Source organism: Thauera humireducens (genome assembly GCF_001051995.2).
In the GTDB taxonomy this organism is placed as follows: Bacteria; Pseudomonadota; Gammaproteobacteria; order Burkholderiales; family Rhodocyclaceae; genus Thauera; species Thauera humireducens.
Genome location: NZ_CP014646.1, coordinates 3,743,855 through 3,761,308, shown reverse-complemented (window position 1 = coordinate 3,761,308; position 17,454 = coordinate 3,743,855). Strand labels below are relative to the sequence as shown.

The 17,454-nt window shown below is 66.2% G+C and carries 13 protein-coding genes; all 13 read right to left on the bottom strand.

The features are described from left to right. Window positions 1-82: 82 nt before the first annotated feature. Entirely contained in the window at window positions 83-1,306 is a 1,224-nt protein-coding gene (nqrF, locus tag AC731_RS17455; RefSeq protein WP_048708055.1) for an NADH:ubiquinone reductase (Na(+)-transporting) subunit F, read from the bottom strand. A 15-nt stretch (window positions 1,307-1,321) separates the two neighbouring features. After that, window positions 1,322-1,930 (bottom strand): NADH:ubiquinone reductase (Na(+)-transporting) subunit E, encoded by a 609-nt coding sequence (gene nqrE, locus AC731_RS17450; protein WP_004253736.1) that lies wholly within the window; start codon window positions 1,928-1,930, stop codon window positions 1,322-1,324. 1 nt (window position 1,931) lies between these two features. Then, entirely contained in the window at window positions 1,932-2,600 is a 669-nt protein-coding gene (locus AC731_RS17445) for an NADH:ubiquinone reductase (Na(+)-transporting) subunit D (protein ID WP_004253734.1), read from the bottom strand. A 2-nt stretch (window positions 2,601-2,602) separates the two neighbouring features. After that, on the bottom strand, window positions 2,603-3,388 hold the full coding sequence (locus AC731_RS17440) for a Na(+)-translocating NADH-quinone reductase subunit C (protein WP_048708052.1): 786 nt from the start codon (window positions 3,386-3,388) through the stop codon (window positions 2,603-2,605). Then, entirely contained in the window at window positions 3,381-4,592 is a 1,212-nt protein-coding gene (locus tag AC731_RS17435) for an NADH:ubiquinone reductase (Na(+)-transporting) subunit B (RefSeq protein WP_004253730.1), read from the bottom strand. Before AC731_RS17435 ends, AC731_RS17440 begins: the two co-directional genes overlap by 8 nt. Window positions 4,593-4,594: 2 nt before the next feature. Next, complete coding sequence (locus tag AC731_RS17430) at window positions 4,595-5,935, bottom strand: Na(+)-translocating NADH-quinone reductase subunit A (RefSeq protein WP_048708050.1); 1,341 nt, start codon at window positions 5,933-5,935, stop codon at window positions 4,595-4,597. Window positions 5,936-6,199: 264 nt separating this feature from the next. After that, window positions 6,200-7,399 (bottom strand): acetyl-CoA C-acyltransferase, encoded by a 1,200-nt coding sequence (locus AC731_RS17425; protein ID WP_048708049.1) that lies wholly within the window; start codon window positions 7,397-7,399, stop codon window positions 6,200-6,202. A 13-nt stretch (window positions 7,400-7,412) separates the two neighbouring features. Then, window positions 7,413-9,794: a 3-hydroxyacyl-CoA dehydrogenase/enoyl-CoA hydratase family protein gene (locus AC731_RS17420; RefSeq protein ID WP_048708047.1), complete on the bottom strand. Its 2,382-nt coding sequence runs from the start codon at window positions 9,792-9,794 to the stop codon at window positions 7,413-7,415. 60 nt (window positions 9,795-9,854) lie between these two features. Continuing rightward, window positions 9,855-11,141 (bottom strand): OmpP1/FadL family transporter, encoded by a 1,287-nt coding sequence (locus AC731_RS17415; RefSeq protein ID WP_004253719.1) that lies wholly within the window; start codon window positions 11,139-11,141, stop codon window positions 9,855-9,857. 77 nt (window positions 11,142-11,218) lie between these two features. Continuing rightward, window positions 11,219-11,626 (bottom strand): acyl-CoA thioesterase, encoded by a 408-nt coding sequence (locus AC731_RS17410; RefSeq protein ID WP_038010909.1) that lies wholly within the window; start codon window positions 11,624-11,626, stop codon window positions 11,219-11,221. A 3-nt stretch (window positions 11,627-11,629) separates the two neighbouring features. After that, the gene (locus tag AC731_RS17405) at window positions 11,630-13,648 is read right to left on the bottom strand and encodes a 3-hydroxyacyl-CoA dehydrogenase NAD-binding domain-containing protein (protein WP_048708044.1); all 2,019 of its coding nucleotides are present in this window, start codon (window positions 13,646-13,648) and stop codon (window positions 11,630-11,632) included. Continuing rightward, entirely contained in the window at window positions 13,645-14,931 is a 1,287-nt protein-coding gene (locus tag AC731_RS17400; protein WP_048708042.1) for an acetyl-CoA C-acetyltransferase, read from the bottom strand. The genes AC731_RS17405 and AC731_RS17400 overlap by 4 nt, the downstream gene beginning before the upstream one ends. Further along, window positions 14,928-17,414 carry an acyl-CoA dehydrogenase gene (locus tag AC731_RS17395; protein WP_048708040.1) on the bottom strand — a complete coding sequence of 829 codons (2,487 nt, stop codon included), beginning with the start codon at window positions 17,412-17,414 and terminating at the stop codon, window positions 14,928-14,930. Before AC731_RS17395 ends, AC731_RS17400 begins: the two co-directional genes overlap by 4 nt. Window positions 17,415-17,454 lie beyond the last annotated feature (40 nt).

Genomic DNA, 17,454 nt, shown 5'->3' with positions numbered 1-17,454 from the left:
ATGCCCGCTATGCGCACGGGCGCAACAGCGGGCATTCTGACACGGAGCGCCGCGCGCCCGCGCTTCTGCAGGACTCCGGCGCTCAGCCGCCGAAGTCGTCGAGCATGATGTTCTCGCGCTCGACACCGAGATCCAGCAGCATCTTGATGACTGCCGCGTTCATCATCGGGGGGCCGCACATGTAGAACTCGCAGTCCTCGGGGGCCGGATGGTCCTTGAGGTAGTTCTCGTACAGCACGTTGTGGATGAAACCGGTGTAGCCGGTCCAGTTGTCCTCGGGCAGCGGATCCGACAGCGCCAGGTGCCACTTGAAGTTCGGATTCTCCTCCTGCAGCTTGTCGAACTCCTCCACATAGAAGGCCTCGCGCATCGAGCGCGCGCCGTACCAGAAGGTGATCTTGCGCTTGCTGCTCAGGCGCTTGAGCTGGTCGAAGATGTGCGAACGCATCGGCGCCATGCCCGCCCCGCCGCCGATGAAGACCATCTCGTGGTCCGTGTCGCGGGCGAAGAACTCGCCGAACGGACCATACACCGTGACCTTATCGCCCTTCTTGAGGTTGAACACCCACGACGACATCTTGCCCGGCGGAATGTCGTCGCGCCCCGGCGGCGGCGAGGCGACGCGGATGTTGAACTTCACCACGCCCTTCTCGTCCGGATAGTTCGCCATCGAGTAGGCGCGGATCACGGTCTCGTCCACCTTGGAGACGAAGCGCCACATGTTGAACTTGTCCCAGTCGCCGCGATACTCGTCCTGGATGTCGAAGTCCTTGTAGTTCACGACGTGCGGCGGGCACTCGAGCTGCACGTAGCCGCCAGCTCGGAAGGCCACTTCCTCGCCCTCGGGCAGGCGCAGCGTCAGTTCCTTGATGAAGGTGGCCACGTTGGGGTTGGACTCCACCGTGCATTCCCACTTCTTCACGCCGAAGACCTCTTCCGGCACCTCGACCTTCATGTCCTGCTTGACCGGGGTCTGGCAGGACAGGCGCCAGCCTTCCTTGGCGTCGCGCTTGGTGAAGTGGGACTCCTCGGTCGGCAGCATGGAGCCGCCGCCTTCCTTGACCACGCACTTGCACTGCGCGCAGGTGCCGCCACCGCCGCAGGCAGAGGGCAGGAAGAGCCCGCTTTCGGCCAGGGTCTGCAGCAGCTTGCCACCGGCCGGGACGGTGATCTTCTTTTCGCCATTGATGTCGATGGTGACGTCGCCGCTGGCCACCAGCTTGGAGCGGGCAACGATGATGAACACGGCCAACGCAAGCACGATGGCGGTGAACATCCCGATGCCGAGTACGATTTCGGTATTCATGTGTTCATCCCGTCCTTAGAGCTGCACGCCGGAGAAGGACATGAAGCCCAGCGACATCAGCCCGATGGTGATGAAGGTGATGCCCAGGCCCTGCAGGCCCTCGGGCACGTCGCTGTACTTCAGCTTCTCGCGGATGCCCGCAAGCAGCGCGATCGCCAGCGCCCACGAGGCGCCCGAGCCAATGCCATACACCGTGCTTTCAGCGAGGTTGTAGTCGCGCTCGACCATGAACAGCGAGCCCGCCATGATCGCGCAGTTCACCGTGATCAGCGGCAGGAACACGCCCAGCGCGTTGTAGAGGCTGGGCACGTACTTGTCGAGCAGCATCTCGAGGATCTGCACGATGGCCGCAATCACGCCGATGTAGGACAGCAGGCCAAGGAAGGACAGGTCGACGTCCGGCAGCCCCGCCCACGCCAGCGCGCCTTCGCGCAGCAGGTAGGTGTAGATCAGGTTGTTGGCCGGGACCGTGATGGTCTGCACCACGATCACCGCGACGCCGAGGCCGATCGCGGTCTCGACCTTCTTCGAGATGGCGATGAAGGTGCACATCCCGAGGAAGAAGGCGAGCGCCATGTTCTCGATGAACACGGCCCGCACGAAGAGGCTGAGATAGTGTTCCATTTCAGTAGGCCTCCTTGGTCACGACCTGCGGAGCCATCTTGAAGGCCGGCTTCTCGACCTGATCCTTCTTCCACGAACGCAGCGCCCAGATCAGCAGACCGATCAGGAAGAACGCGGATGGCGGCAGCAGCAGCAGGCCGTTGGGCACGTACCAGCCACCATCCTTGGCGAGCGCGATGATCTCGACCCCGAACAGCTTGCCGGCGCCGAACAGCTCGCGGATCACGCCCAGCGTCAGCAGCACGACGCTGTAGCCGAGGCCGTTGCCGATCCCGTCCATGAAGGACAGCAGCGGCGGATTCTGCATGGCGAACGCTTCGGCGCGACCCATCACGATGCAGTTGGTGATGATCAGGCCGACGAACACCGACAGCTGCTTGGCGAGGCTGAAGGCATAGGCCCGCAGGATCTGATCGACCACGATCACGAGCGAGGCGATGATCACCATCTGCACGATCATGCGGATCGAAGCCGGAATCTGGCTGCGAATCATCGAGATGAACATGCTCGAGAACCCCGTCACCAGCGTCAGGGCGATGGACATCACGAGCGCCGTCTTCAGGTTGGACGTCACCGCGAGCGCCGAACAGATGCCGAGGATCTGCAACCCGATCGGGTTGTTGGCAAAGATCGGGTTGAGCAGGACTTCCTTTATGGTGGGCTTGGACATGATCAGACCCCCTGGGTACGAAGTTTGGCGAGGAAGGGACCGAAGCCCTGCTCGCCCAGCCAGAATTGCAGCAGCTTGTCGACACCGTTACTGGTCAACGTGGCGCCAGCAAGTGCATCGACCTGATGCGTCGCCTCGGGGTTCGCCGGATCCACGCCCCCCTTGACGATGCGGATCGCCGGTTTGCCCTGTTCGTCGAACAGGGTCTTGCCCGGCCACAGCGCCTTCCACTTCGGATTGTCGACTTCGCCGCCAAGGCCCGGCGTCTCGGCATGCTGATAGAAACCGAGGCCGACCACCGTGTTGAGGTCGCTCTTCACCGCGACGAAACCATGCAGTGTCGACCACAGGCCGTAACCGCGCACCGGCAGGATCAGCGAATCGAGCCGGCCGTCCTGCTCGACCATGTACACGGTCGTGAAGCGCTCCCGTCGCTTGATCAGCGCGATGTCCTGCTCGCCGGCCAGAGCCTCGGACAGCTTCGGGTCCTTGGCCGCCTTGAGCGGATCGAACACGTTGGGATCGTAGGCGTCGGTGTACTCGCCGGTTTCGAGATCCACGACGCGGGCCTTGATCCGGCTGCTGAACAGATCCTTGATCTCGCGCGAGGACATCGAGGCTTCGCCGAGACCGGCGATTGCAAGGATGCTGCGCTGCTTGTCGAGCTGGCGGTTCTCGATCTGCACCGGCTTCAGCGAAACCGCTGCACCGGCGACGAAGACCGAGCTGACGAGGCTGACCGCCAGCGCCACCAGCAGCGTGCGGCTCGTCGATTCTTTCTTAGACATTGCGCGCAAGCCTCCGCTTGATGTTGGCCGCGATCACGAAATGGTCGATCAGCGGCGCACACAGGTTGGCGAACAGGATGGCCAGCATGATGCCCTCGGGGAAAGCCGGGTTAACCACGCGCACCAGCACGGTCATGACACCGACCAGGGCACCGAAGATCCACTTGCCGGTGTTGGTCATCGACGCCGACACGGGGTCGGTCGCCATGAACATCATGCCGAAGGCGAAACCGCCCATGACCAGGTGCCAGTGCCAGGGCACGGAGAACATCGGATTGGTGTCCGAGCCGATGGCGTTGAACAGCAGGCTCATGCCGACCATGCCCAGCATCACGCCGGCGACGATGCGCCAGGAGGCGATCTTCATGATCAGCAGCACCGCGCCGCCGATCAGGATGGCCAGCGTGCTGGTCTCGCCGATCGATCCGTGCACCGTGCCGAGGAAGGCGCTCATCCAGTCGATGCCATTGCCCACCACCGCCTCGATGCCGCCGGCCGCGCCGAGCGACAGCATGGTCGCGCCGGTGTAGCCGTCGACTGCGGTCCACACGGCGTCGCCCGAAATCTGTGCCGGATAGGCGAAGTACAGGAAGGCACGGCCGGTCAGCGCCGGGTTGAGGAAGTTCTTTCCGGTGCCGCCGAAGACTTCCTTGCCGATCACCACGCCGAAGCTGATGCCCAGCGCCACTTGCCAGAGCGGGATGTCCGGCGGGCAGGTCAGCGCGAACAGCACCGAGGTGACGAAGAAGCCTTCATTCACCTCATGACGGCGGATCGCGGCAAACAGCACTTCCCAGAAGCCACCGACGATGAAGGTCGTCAGGTAGATCGGCAGGAAGTAGGTCGCCCCATGCAGGAAGTTGGCCCACAGGCTGGCCGGGTCCAGCCCCGCCAGCGCGCTGGTCAGCGCGATGCGCCAGCCGTCCTGCGCCGCCATCAGCTCGGCGCTGCCGGCGAGGATGGTGTTGGCCTGGTAGCCGACGTTCCACATGCCGAAGAACATCGCCGGGAAGGTGCACAGCCACACCGTGATCATCATGCGCTTGAGGTCGAGACCGTCGCGCACATGGGACGTGGTGCGGGTGACACTGCCAGGCTTGAACAGGGCGGTGTCGATGGCTTCGTACAAGGCGTAGAACTTCTCGTACTTGCCGCCTTTTTCGAAATGATGCTCGATGCTGTCGAGCCAGGAGCGCAGACCCATTCTCAACCCTCCTTCTCGATGCGTGTGAGGTTATCCCGCAGGATGGGACCGTATTCGTACTTGCCGGCGCACACGTAGGTGCACAGCGCCAGGTCTTCCTCGTCCAGCTCCAGGCAGCCCAGCTTCTGCGCCATCTCGGTATCGCCGACGATGAGCGAGCGCAGCAGCTGCGTCGGCAGGATGTCGAGCGGCATGACTTCCTCGTAGTTGCCGATCGGCACCATCGCGCGCGCGCTGCCGTTGGTGGAAGTGGTGAAGTTGAACAGCCTGCCGGGCGAGAGCTTGGAGATGTAGAGGTTCATCACCGAGTGCTTGTCGACGCCCGCGCGCAGGTAGTGCAGCATCTCGCGCTCGGTGCCTTCCTCCAGGCAGGACACCTGCAGGTGGTAGCGCCCCAGGTAGGCGCAGGCGCCGCGCGAGCTGCGGCCGCCAAACACCGAACCGGAGATCACCCGTACCTTCTTGCCGGGCAGCAGCTCGCCGGCGGTGAGCTCGTCGAGATTTGCACCCAGACGCGCACGCACCAGGCGCGGCTTGTCGACCATCGGCCCGGCGATGGACACGACGCGCTCGGTCCACAGGCGACCGGTGGAGAACAGCTTGCCGATCGCGATCACGTCCTGGTAGTTCAGGTGCCACACCGATTTGTGCGCATTGACCGGATCGAGGAAATGGATGTGGGTGCCTGCCAGGCCTGCCGGGTGCGGGCCGGCGAAGGTCTCGGCGCTGACGTTGGCCAAGCCGGAACAGGGCATCTTCGTGCCCTCCGCGTGACACACGACCACGCGGGCGATGCGGGCCAGCGCCTTGAGACCGCGCGCGAAGTCGGCGGCGTGTTCGGCAATGACGATGGTCGGATCGACGGCGAGCGGATGGGAGTCCATCGCGGTGACGAAGATCGAGCTCGGCGTGCCATCCAACGCCGGCACCTTGCTGTAGGGGCGTGTGCGCAAGGCGGTCCACAGACCCGAGTCGATCAGGTTCTGGCGCACCTTGTCCTGTGCCAGCGTCTCGAGTTCGGCATCGGTGTAGCGAGCGAACTCGACCGCTTCCTCGCCTTCGAGGTCGATCACCACCGACTGCAGCACGCGCTGCTCGCCGCGATGGATTGCACTGATCGTGCCCGCGCCCGGCGCGGTGTAGACCACGCCCGGCGTCTTCTTGTCGGAGAAAAGGACCTGGCCCAGCTTCACCCGGTCACCGACCTGGACTGACATCGTCGGCTTCATGCCGTGATAGTCGAAGCCGATGACGGCCACGCTGCGCACAGGCCGACCGGCCTCGACACGCTGCGCCGGGGCGCCGGTGATGGGCAGGTCCAGTCCGCGTTTGATTCTAATCATGCGTCTCTCGCCCAAACTGTCGTGACTATGGGCGGGAGGCGAGCGACCTCCGGGCAGGACTGCCATCCGAAGGCTGCCGACGCGCTCCCGCATCAAACAAACCCACGGATTATAAAAGATTGTTACCAACCGATCACGGTGATCGATCAGGTGACGTGCACGTTATCCGTAATATCCGAAGGGTGGAAACGGCGGATGGCAGTCCTCGACCGCCATCCGCTCGATCCCTCACGGGACAACGGCCAGCCCAAGCCAGAGCACCCGTCAGACGCGCTCGAACACCCCTGCGGCGCCCATGCCGGTGCCGATGCACATGCTGATCATGCCGTAGCGCAGACCGGGATCGCGCTGCATCGCGGCCATCAGCGTCGCGGTGCGGATTGCGCCGGTCGCGCCCAGGGGATGGCCCAGCGCAATCGCCCCGCCCAGTGGATTGACCTTGGCCGGGTCCATCGCGAGCTGACGCATCACTGCCAGCGCCTGGGCGGCGAAGGCCTCGTTGAGTTCCGTCCAGCCGATGTCGCCCATGCCCACCCCTGCACGCTGCAGGGCGCGCGGAATGGCCTCGATCGGACCGATGCCCATGACCTCGGGCGGCACGCCGGCCACCGCAAAGCTGGCGAAGCGCGCGATCGGCCTGACGCCGTAGCGCTTGACCGCCGCCTCGCTCATCAACAGCACCGCGGCCGCGCCATCGGACATCTGCGAACTGTTGCCCGCCGTCACCGAGCCGCGCGCAGCGAACACCGGCTTGAGCCTGGCGAGCTTGTCCGTGGCCGAATCCGACCGCGGCCCCTCATCCTGCGTCAGCACGCGCTCGACGATGCGCACCGTGCCGCCTTCGCCCGGCACATGCGACTTCACCGCATACGGCACGATCTCGGCCGCGAACTGCCCGGCGGCGATCGCCGCACAGGCGCGCCGGTGAGATTCGACCGCGAAGGCGTCCTGGTCCTCGCGGCTCACGCCCCACTGCTGCGCCACCCGCTCCGCCGTCAGCCCCATGCCGTAGGCGATGGCGACGTTCTCGGCGTGCGCGAATATCTCCGGGTTGAGGCTGACCTTGTTGCCCATCATCTGCGGCATGGCGCTCATGCTCTCGGTGCCCGCGGCGATCATCACGTCGGCCTCGCCGAGCCGGATGCGGTTGGCGGCGTCGGCCACCGCCTGCAGCCCCGAAGCGCAGAATCGATTGATCGTGATCCCCGGCACGCTGTCAGGCAGTCCCGCCAGCAGCAGGCCGATGCGCGAGACGTTCATGCCCTGCTCGGCTTCCGGCATCGCGCAACCGGTAATGACGTCGCCGATCTCGTTGCCGTCGAGGTTGGGCACCTTCGCGACCACCTCGCGCAGTACCTTCGCCAGCATGTCGTCCGGCCGCACGTTGCGGAAAGCGCCGTTGCGCTTCGCCACCGGCGTGCGCACTGCGGCGACGATGTAGGCGTCCTGAATCTGTTTGCTCATTCTTCGAGTCTCCTCAGTTGCGCAGCGGCTTGCCCGTCTCGAGCATGTGCGCGATGCGCTGCTGGGTCTTTTCGGTCTTCAGCAGTTCCACGAACTGTGCGCGCTCGACGTCCAGGATCCACTGCTCGCTGACGCGGCTGTTGGTCTCGACCTCGCCGCCGCACAAGGCAATGGCCGCCGCCTTGGCGACGCGGTAGTCGTGCGCCGAGATGAAACCGCCCTCGGCCATGTTCACCAGCATCATTTCGCAGGTCGCGATGCCGTTGCGCCCCGCCACGGTGGCCGCCGGATTGACCAGCGCCGGCCGCCACGCCGATTCGGCCATCGCCCGTGCGCGCCGGATCGCGGCGTAGAGGATCTCGTTGGCGTTGAACACCACGTCGTCCCCCGCCCGCCCGAAACCAAGCTGGATCGCCTCCAGCGCGCTCTTGGCGACCGTCGCCATCGCGATCGTCTGGAAGGCGTTCTGGATGTAGGGAAAGACGTCGCCACCCGCCGCACGCTGCGCCATCGCATGGGCCTGCAAGGCGAACTCCTTGCTGCCCCCGCCTGCCGGGATCAGGCCAACGCCGGCCTCGACCAGGCCGACGTAGCTCTCGAGCGCGAACACGCGGTGCGCGGCATGCATCACGAACTCGCAGCCGCCGCCCAGCGCCATGCCCTGCACTGCCGCGACAACTGGCACCTGCGCATGCTTGATGCTCATCGACGCGCGCTGGAACTTCGCCACCATCTTCTCGAGCAGGTCGAACTGCCCGGCGCGGCAGGCCTCGCCCACCTGCTGCAGGTTGGCACCGACCGCAAACGGCGCCGGCTGCCAGACCACCAGGCCGTCGAGGTCGACCTCGGCGCGCGCGATCGCCTCGAGCAGACCGTCCATCACCTCGTCGCCGATCGCGTGCATCTTCGACACGATCGACACGATGCCGATGCGCGCGTCCAGGTCGGCGCGCCGCCACAGGCGGACGCCGGCGTTCTCCCACAGCGTCTCGCCGCGGTCGTCCGGCGCTTCGCCCAGAACCCGATCCGGATAGAGCTGGCGCTGATACGCGGGCAGCGCCGCGCGTGGCTTCAGCGCGTTCTCCGCGGCACTGAAGGAACCCGCAGCCGCATGCACGCCGTCGCGCTCGAACACCCAGGGCGGCAATGGCACGCTCGACATCGCTCGGCCGTGCTCGATGTCCTCCTGGATCATCGTCGCCACCTCACGCCAGCCCGCCGCCTGCCAGGTCTCGAACGGCCCCTGCGCCCAGCCGAAGCCCCAGCGCATCGCCAGATCGACATCGCGCGCGTTGTCGGCGATGTCCCCCAGATGCACCGCGCAGTAGTGGAACACGTCACGGAAGATCGACCACAGGAACTGCGCCTGCGGATGGGGGTGCGCCGCGAGCTGGGCGAACTTCTCCGTCGGGTCCTTCAGCTTCAGGATCGCCTCGACCTCCGGAAAGACCTCGCCGCCGCTGTCGCGGTAGTCCTGCAGGTGCAGGTCGAGCACCTGGATCTGCTTGCCCTGCTTGCGGTAGATACCGCACCGGGTCTTCTGCCCCAGCGCCCCCTTGGCGATCAATGCCTGCAACCACGCGGGCGTGCTGAAGTGCGCATGCCAGGGGTCGTTGGGTAGCGTCGCCTGCATCGTGCCGACGACGTGCGCCAGCGTATCGAGCCCCACGACGTCGCCGGTGCGGAAGGTGGCGCTCTTGGGCCGGCCGATGCGCGGGCCGGTCAGCAGGTCGACTTCGTCGAAGGCAAGACCCAGGCGCTGGGTGTGGTGCAGTACGGCGAGGATCGAGAACACGCCGACGCGGTTGGCCACGAAGTTGGGCGTGTCCTTGGCGCGCACGATGCTCTTGCCCAGACACGTCGTCAGCCAGGCCTCGAGCGCGTCGAGCATTCCCGGATCGGTTTCGGCGGTGGGGATCAGCTCCACCAGCGGCATGTAGCGCGGCGGGTTGAAGAAATGGATGCCGCAGAAGCGGTTGCGCGCCCCGGCCGGCATGCCGGCGGAGAGCGCATTGATCGACAGGCCGGAGGTATTCGATGCGAACACGGCGCCGGGCTTGAGGTGCGGGGCGACCTTGGCGTAGAGGTCGAGCTTCCACTCCATCTTCTCGGCGATGGCCTCGATGACGAGATCGCATTCGCCCAGCCGGGCGAGGTCGCTACCGTAGTTGGCGGCCTCGACGTACTGCGCGCGATCCTTCGCCGCGAACGGCGCCGGATCGAGCTTCTTCATGCCGGCGACGGCCTTGTCGACGATGCCGTTGGCCGGGCCTTCCCTGGCCGGCAGGTCGAAGAGGATCACCGGCACGTCGGCATTGGCGCAATGGGCGGCAATCTGCGCGCCCATGACGCCGGCGCCGAGCACGGCAACCTTGCGGATGATGAGACGACTCATGCGGTTCTCCGGATGCGAAGCGGCCGGACCACCGGGCCCGGCCGCGGCCCGCTGGCGGGGTTAGAAAGCGTGGTTGAGCTGGACCGAGAAGATGTTCACCGAGGTATCGAACGAGCCACGGACGAACTGCGCGGTCTGGTTGGTTCCGAGCACCGTACGGCGGTCGATCTTCTCCTTGTCGAAGAACAGGTGCGCATAGCCGGCATCGACCGAGGTCTGCTTGCTCAGCTTGTAGTTGAAACCGACGGCCAGCCAGGTGCGGTCGGAGTCCGGCAGGCGCACGGTGCGGTCCGCGGCATTGCGCACGGGCGACTGGTCATAGGCGACGCCCGCGCGCAGGCGCAGCGCGTCGGTGTACTGGTACTGCATGCCGAGGCCGACGCGGTAGCTATCCTTGAAGCCAAGGTACTCGTCGGTGAGCGTCACCCCCGCGGTGCCGTGCTGGACCTTCAGACGCGGGATCGAGCTCCAGCCCGTCCAGGTGTAGTCCGCGAGGATCTGCAACTTGTCGGTGGCCTGGTGGGAGATCGCCAGCGAGGCGGTATCCGGCAGCTCGATCGACACCTTCGCGGGCGTCGAACCCGGCCCTGCCTCGACCTTGCCATTGACGTCCAGATCGATGGTGGAACGGTAGGTTAGACCCACGCGCGTCGCCGGCGTCAGCTGGAACATCGCACCTGCGTTCCAGCCCCAACCGGAGTCGTCGCCCGACAGCTTGCTCTCGACGTCAACCGTGCGCGGCAACAGTGCAGTCACCGGCTGCATGCCACGCAAGTCGGCCTCGAACTTCACGTAATTGACGCCAAAGCCCAGCGAAACCATGTCGTTGACCCGGAACGCGATGCTCGGGTTGATGTTGATCGCCTTGATCTCCGAGTAGTTGCCCTGGTAGCGCCCGATGAAGGTGTCGTCCCATTCGGTGGCGTTACCGAACGTCGGTGAGATTCCCAAGCCGAGGCGCAGATCCTTGTTCACCGACATGGCCCAGTATGCGGCGGGCACCAGCGAGTTGCCGCCCGCATCGCCACCGTCGGTGCCGAGCGGATAGGCGGGTACCGGCGGCGCAGCAACACGCAGGGCATTCGTTCCCTTGTCCGAGAACTCGAGCGAGCGATGCAGCACGGTCAGCGCGCCCGACACATGGTGGCCCTCGCTCAGGTAGAGCATCCCTGCCGGATTGAAGTAGATCGTGCTCGCATCCTCGGCCACCGCCGCCGAACCGGCATAGGCATAACCCGTCCCCGCCCCGTTCTGGTTCTGCAGCGCAAAACCCGCAGCCATTGCGTTGCCCGTCGCCAGCGCGGCGGTTGCCGCCGCCACATTCATTGCCAGACGCTTCAGTTGCATGTGATGTCCCCTCACTTTGTCATGACTTGCGGGTTTGTCCCGCTCTACTGAAAAAACGCACTACTCACCAACAAAACTCATCCGGCTGGCAGCGGACGCTTGCGTCCCTTGTCGTCGAGGGCGACATAGGTCAGTCGCGCCTCGGTCACCTTGACCACAACGGGGTTCTCGGGATCGCGCTCGGCGAACACCTCGACATCGACCGTGATCGACGTACGCCCGATCGAACTGACCTCCGCATAGAAGCTCACGAGATCGCCGACCGATACCGGCTGCTTGAAGACGAAGGAATTGACCGCGACCGTCGTCACGCGCGAACGCGCACGGCGCACGGCGGGAATCGCACCGGCGATGTCGACCATCGACATCACCCAACCGCCGAATACATCACCTGCCGGGTTGAGGTCCGCAGGCATCGGCATGACCCTCAGCGCGGGCTGCTTGTCATGGGGTAGCTCAGAGACAGGTACGGATGGCTCGCTCATGGTTCACTCCTGGGTGACGGTTTGCGGCGCACCTTCCGCCTGGCCCGGGAAACCGCCAATCCGGGTTTTCCCGCGGCTGCGGTCGTAGTGCAGCGGCCCACCGGTGTGCGGGGCAAAGCCCGCGCCGAAGATCACCCCCGCATCGGCCAGATCGGCATCGGCGACCACGCCCCCTCGCACGCAGCGCTCGGTGGCGGCCAGCAGCGGCGCAAGGATGCGTTCGGCCAGTTCGGGCCCGGCTGCGCCGGCCTCGCCCTTCTGCGCCTTGCCATCGACCCAGCGGTAGTAGCCTTCGCCGCTCTTGCGTCCGAGCTTGCCTTCCTCGACCAGGCGCAACAGGCGCTGCGGCGGCCGCGCGCCCTCGCCGGCCAACGCCTTGCCGGCGGCAACCGCGATGTCCAGCCCGACGGTATCGACCAGCTCGACCGGGCCGATCGGCATGCCGAAGCGCACCAGCGCGGCATCGACGGTTTCCGGCGAGCGCCCCTCCTCGACGCAGCGCAGCGCCTCGAGCATGTAGGGCCCGAGCACCGCATTGACGAGGAAGCCGGGCGCGCTCTTCACCGGCAACGGCAGCTTGTCGATGGCACGCACGAAACCGGTCGCACGACGCAGCGCTTCGGCATCGGTACTTTCCCCCTGCACCACCTCGACCAGGGGCAGCATCGGAACCGGATTGAAGAAGTGGATGCCGACGAGGCGCGACGGGTCCTGCAGCGCCGTGGCGATGTCCTCCAGCCGCAGGCTGGAGGTGTTGGTGGCGAGCACCGCGTCGGGCTTCGCGCGACGCTCGAGATCGGCGAACAGGCTGCGCTTGACCTCGAGATTCTCGAAGATAGCTTCGATGATGAGATCGGCGCGCGCGACACCCTGCCCCTGTGGATCGGGAATCAGCCGGTCCAGCGCGAAGCGGACCTGACGCGCGTCGCCCTTGTAGCGGCGCTCGAACAGCTTCGCCGCGCGCTGGACGGCCGGCGCGATGCGCTCGACCGACTGGTCCTGCAGTGTCACCCGCATGCCGCGCAGCGCGCACACCGCGGCAATGTCGCCACCCATCACGCCGGCGCCGACCACATGCACATGCTTCGGTGCGAAATCGTTGTCCTTGCCGAAGGCCTTCAGGCGCTCCTGCAGGAAGAACACGCGTACCAGGTTCTTGGTCGTCGGCGAGGCGAAGATCGCCTCGAGCGAGGACGGATCGCCCGCCGGCACTGCAAGCGCGTTGCCCTCGTGCTTCTCCCAGATGTCGACGATGGCGAAGGGCGCAGGATAGTGGTCGCGGCTGACCTTCACGGCGGCCTGCTTGCGCGCCTTGTCCGCCACCTTGACGCGCAGCGGGCCGTTCATCGCATAGCGCAGCACGCGCTCCTGCAACGGCAGCTTGTGCGGCGGGGCATCGGACAGCGCCATGATGCGCGCGGCGGACTCCATCACGCGCACGGGAACGCAGTCATCCACCAGCCCGAGGCGCCTGGCTTTGTCCGCATCGACGCTCTTGCCGGTCAGCATCATGTCGAGCGCGGCCGCCGGGCCGATCATGGCCGGCAGGCGCAGCATGCCGCCCCAGCCCGGGACGATGCCGAGCATCACTTCCGGCAGGGCGAGCCTGGTGCCGGGCTCGTCCACCGCGATGCGGTAACGGCACGCGAGCGCCAGTTCCAGGCCGCCGCCCAGGCAATGCCCGCGGATCAGCGCGAGCGTCGGGTATCGCACCGCGGCGAGACGGTTGAAGAGGCTCCAGCCGCGCTCGACCAGGGCGCGCGCGGCAGCGGGCGAATCGAGCTGCGTGAATTCCTCGATGTCGGCACCGGCGATGAAGCCGGCGGACTTGCCCGAGGCGATCACCAGCGCGTTCGGCGAGCGCGCATCCAGCGCATCGAGCACCTGCGCGAACTCGGCCATGACCTCGACCGACAGGGTGTTGGCTGCGGCATCGGCGCAGTCGATCTCCAGCCAGGCCAGACCGTCGTCCTCCCGGCGCAGTCGCCAGTGCTTCCAGGTCTGTTGCGTGAATTGCGTCATTGCACGGCCTCCACCAGCATCGCGCCACCCTGCCCCCCGCCGATGCAGATCGACGCCAGCCCGCGCCTGCCGCCGGTGCAGCGCAGCACGTGCAGCAGGTGCAGGACAATGCGTGCGCCGCTCGCACCGACCGGATGCCCCAGCGCCACCGCACCGCCATCGACGTTCAACCGTGCCGAATCGGGCGCACCCGGTGCGGCATCCACTCCGAGATGGGTGCGGCAATATTCGTCATCATCGAACGCGCGCAGGCACGCGATCACCTGCGCAGCAAACGCCTCGTTCAGCTCCCATGCGTCGAGATCGTTCGGTGCCAACCCGTGGCGCTGCAGGATCGGCATCGCCGCATGCACTGGCCCCAGCCCCATCTGATCCGGTGCGAGCCCGGCCCATTGGCTATCGACGATGCGTCCGATCGGTCGCAGGCCATGACGCTCGACCGCTTCGGCCGACGCCAGCAGCAGCCAGGCCGCGCCGTCGGTAATCTGCGAACTGTTGCCAGGCGTGACGCGGCCGTACCTCTTGTCGAAGAAGGGCTTGAGCTTCGCCAGCCCGGCCATCGACGAATCGCGCCGCACGCCGTCATCGGCACCATACACGGTGCCGTCCCGGTCGATCAGCGGCACGATTTCGTCCGCGTAGTGGCCGGCGTCCTGCCCGGCGACCACGCGCCGGTGGCTCTCCACCGCATAGGCGTCCATCTCCTCGCGCGTGATGCCGAACTTGAATGCGAGATTCTCGGCGGTCTGCCCCATCAACTGGCCGACGATGGGGTCGGTCAGCCCCTTCATGATGCCGATGACCGGTGCGAGGTAAGCCAGACGCAGGGACTTGAGCGCCACCAGCTTCTGGCCGACCGTCTTGGTTGCGTACCAGTTCGCCAGCCAGCGCACCATCTTCTCGGAGAACAGCAGCGGGGCGTGGGACAGGGCATCCACACCGCCGGCCAGCACCAGCCCCGAACGGCCGCACTGGATGTTGGCGATCGCAGAATCCAGCGCCTGCATGCCCGAAGCGCAATTGCGCATCACCGTCCACCCGGGCACGGCATTGCCGCACCCCATCCGCAGCGCCACCACGCGACCGATGTTCACTTCATCCGCCGCCGGACTGGCGCAGCCCAGGATCACCTCGTCGAGCTGGTCGGGCGCGAAGGACTGGCGCATCAGCAGCGCCGTACCCGCCGCGGTGGCCATGTCGGCCGCGGTGAAGGGACCGGGGCCGGTACGCGCCTTCAGGAAGGGCGTACGTGCGCCATCGACGATGAACACATCACGACTCATGCCGCCTCCTTCAGGGCCGGCGCGACCGTCGGCGCCTCGTCCAGTGCCGCCTTGAGGCCGAAGTCATAGGGGAAGTCATCGACACGGATGACCTTGTCGCGCAGCAGGTTGCGGCGCTCGACGATGAGATACTCGTCCTCGCTGATCACGCCGGCATCGCGCGCCTGGCGCCACATTTCGTCCGCGTCGCCAGTGGTGAGCAGACCGGGCTTGAAGCGGCCGTCGCGCTGCGCCTGCTTGAGCTTGTCCTCGATCGGTTCCGCCGCGATCGTCGCCGCCAGCGCCGCTTCGAGCGCGCCGACGGGCTCCTCGATATCCGTCGGCAGATAGACGTCGGACGTCAGCCGGTCGCGGGTGGCCGATGGCGTGATCAGCAGCGTCGCGACCTCATGCCCCAGCTTGTCGGACGGCACCACGTAGGGCCGGCCGAGCGGGAACACCACGAGACGGCGCAGCACGAGGGCGAAGAGCCTGTTCGGGAAGTTCGCGATCACGCCCTCAAAAGCCTGCTGGATGCGGAACATGCAGTCCCAGATCGCCCAGTGCATCAGCGGCGCATCGGCAGCCGGCCGGCCGTCGGCCTCGTAGCGCCTGAGCGTTGCCGTGGCCAGGTACATCAGAGACAGGATGTCGCCCAGGCGGGCCGACAGCTTCTCCTTACGCTTGAGCGCGCCGCCCATCGTCCCCATCGAGATGTCGGCGATGAAGGCGAAGGCGGCCGAGAAGCGCGTGAGCTGCTGGTAGTAGCGGCGCGTCTCGGGCGCGACGTCCGACGGCACCTTGACGAAGTGCGAGCCGGTCAGGCCCATCACCACCGCACGCGCCGCGTTCGACACCGTGAAGCCGACATGCCCCCACAAGGCCTTGTCGAAGGCGCGCGCGTCATTGCGCTGCGCGGCGCCCATCTCCTCGAGCACGAACGGATGGCAACGGATTGCGCCCTGACCGAACAGGATCAGGCTGCGCGTCAGGATGTTGGCCCCCTCCACCGTAATACCGACCGGAATCTGCTGGTAGGCACGGCCGAGGAAGTTCTGCGGCCCCAGGCAGATGCCCTTGCCGCCGATCACGTCCATGCCGTCATTGACTACCTGGCGCGCGCGCTCGGTGACGTGATACTTGACGATCGCCGACACCACCGACGGCTTCTCGCCCAGATCGATCGCGCCCGCGGTCATCACGCGCGCCGCGTCACACAGGTAAGTGTTGGCGCCAATGCGCGTCAGCGCCTCCTCGACGCCTTCGAAACGGCCGATCTGGGTCTTGAACTGGTAGCGCACGCGGGCGTAGGCACCCACGGCGCGCGCGGTCAGCTTCTGCATGCCGGCATTCGAGCCCGGCAGCGAGATCGAGCGCCCGGCCGCCAGGCACTCCATGAGCATGCGCCAGCCCTGGCCGGCCATCTTCGGTCCGCCGATGATGAAATCGAGCGGCATGAAGACCTCCTTGCCACGCACCGGTCCGTTCATCCACACCGCGTTCAGCGGAAAGTGGCGGCGACCGATGTCCACGCCGGGATGGTCGTGTGGCACCAGCGCGCAGGTGATGCCGATATCCTTGTCGCCGCCGAGCAGCCCGTCGGGGTCGTAAAGACGGAAAGCCAGGCCGAATACGGTGCACACCGGGGCGAGCGTGATGTAGCGCTTGTCAAAGTTCACACGCACCCCCAGCACTTCCTCGCCGTTCCACATGCCCTTGCACACCACGCCGGCATCGGGAATGGAGGCGGCGTCCGACCCTGCCCACGGGCTGGTCAGCGCGAACGCCGGAATCTCGCGGCCGCAGGCCAGTCCGGGCAGGTAATGCTGTTTTTGCTCGGGCGTACCGTAATGCAGCAGCAGTTCCGCCGGGCCAAGGGAGTTCGGCACCATCACCGTCACCGCCGGGGCAGACGAGCGGGTCGACAGCTTGGTGATGACCTGCGAGTGGGCATAGGCTGAGAAGCCCTTGCCGCCGTATTCCTTCGGGATGATCATCCCGAGGAAACCCTTGTCCTTGATGTACCGCCACACCTCGGCCGGCATGTCCTGCTGCTGGGTGCACGCCCAGTCGTTGGTCAGGCGGCACAGCTCCTCGACCTCGTTGTCGAGAAAGGATTGTTCCTCGGCCGTGAGACGCGGCCAGGGGTAGTTCTGGAGCTTCTTCCAGTCGGGCTCGCCACGGAACAGCTCACCCTCCCACCACACCGTACCGGCTTCCAGCGCATCCCGTTCGGTCTGCGACATCGTCGGCAACGCCTTGCGGAAGGCCTTGAAGATTGGCGCCGTCACCCATTGTCGGCGCAGTGCGTCGACGAGGAACAGGCTCATCGTGCCGCCATATGCGACAAGCGCGAGCAGCGTCACCGCCACCGGCCAGTCGGCCGCCCAGCCCATTGCCGCGAGCCACACCAGGCCCGCCAGCAACCAGGCAAAAAGTGGCGCTCGCCCGTAGGCGAGCGCACCTGCCAAGGGAGGGAGGGAAACCAGCAACAACCAGATCATCACGTTCTCCTCTTGCCGGGCGCTCGGTTTCGATTCGGCG

Bases quoted from the DNA above. Each gene is read 5' to 3' on its own strand.
- AC731_RS17440 (WP_048708052.1), bottom strand. From the start codon at position 3,388: ATGTCTAAGAAAGAATCGACGAGCCGCACGCTGCTGGTGGCGCTGGCG.
- AC731_RS17400 (WP_048708042.1), bottom strand. From the start codon at position 14,931: ATGAGTCGTGATGTGTTCATCGTCGATGGCGCACGTACGCCCTTCCTG.
- nqrF (WP_048708055.1), bottom strand. From the start codon at position 1,306: ATGAATACCGAAATCGTACTCGGCATCGGGATGTTCACCGCCATCGTG.
- AC731_RS17435 (WP_004253730.1), bottom strand. From the start codon at position 4,592: ATGGGTCTGCGCTCCTGGCTCGACAGCATCGAGCATCATTTCGAAAAA.
- AC731_RS17425 (WP_048708049.1), bottom strand. From the start codon at position 7,399: ATGAGCAAACAGATTCAGGACGCCTACATCGTCGCCGCAGTGCGCACG.
- AC731_RS17405 (WP_048708044.1), bottom strand. From the start codon at position 13,648: ATGACGCAATTCACGCAACAGACCTGGAAGCACTGGCGACTGCGCCGG.
- AC731_RS17415 (WP_004253719.1), bottom strand. From the start codon at position 11,141: ATGCAACTGAAGCGTCTGGCAATGAATGTGGCGGCGGCAACCGCCGCG.
- nqrE (WP_004253736.1), bottom strand. From the start codon at position 1,930: ATGGAACACTATCTCAGCCTCTTCGTGCGGGCCGTGTTCATCGAGAAC.
- AC731_RS17420 (WP_048708047.1), bottom strand. From the start codon at position 9,794: ATGAGTCGTCTCATCATCCGCAAGGTTGCCGTGCTCGGCGCCGGCGTC.
- AC731_RS17430 (WP_048708050.1), bottom strand. From the start codon at position 5,935: ATGATTAGAATCAAACGCGGACTGGACCTGCCCATCACCGGCGCCCCG.
- AC731_RS17395 (WP_048708040.1), bottom strand. From the start codon at position 17,414: ATGATCTGGTTGTTGCTGGTTTCCCTCCCTCCCTTGGCAGGTGCGCTC.
- AC731_RS17445 (WP_004253734.1), bottom strand. From the start codon at position 2,600: ATGTCCAAGCCCACCATAAAGGAAGTCCTGCTCAACCCGATCTTTGCC.
- AC731_RS17410 (WP_038010909.1), bottom strand. From the start codon at position 11,626: ATGAGCGAGCCATCCGTACCTGTCTCTGAGCTACCCCATGACAAGCAG.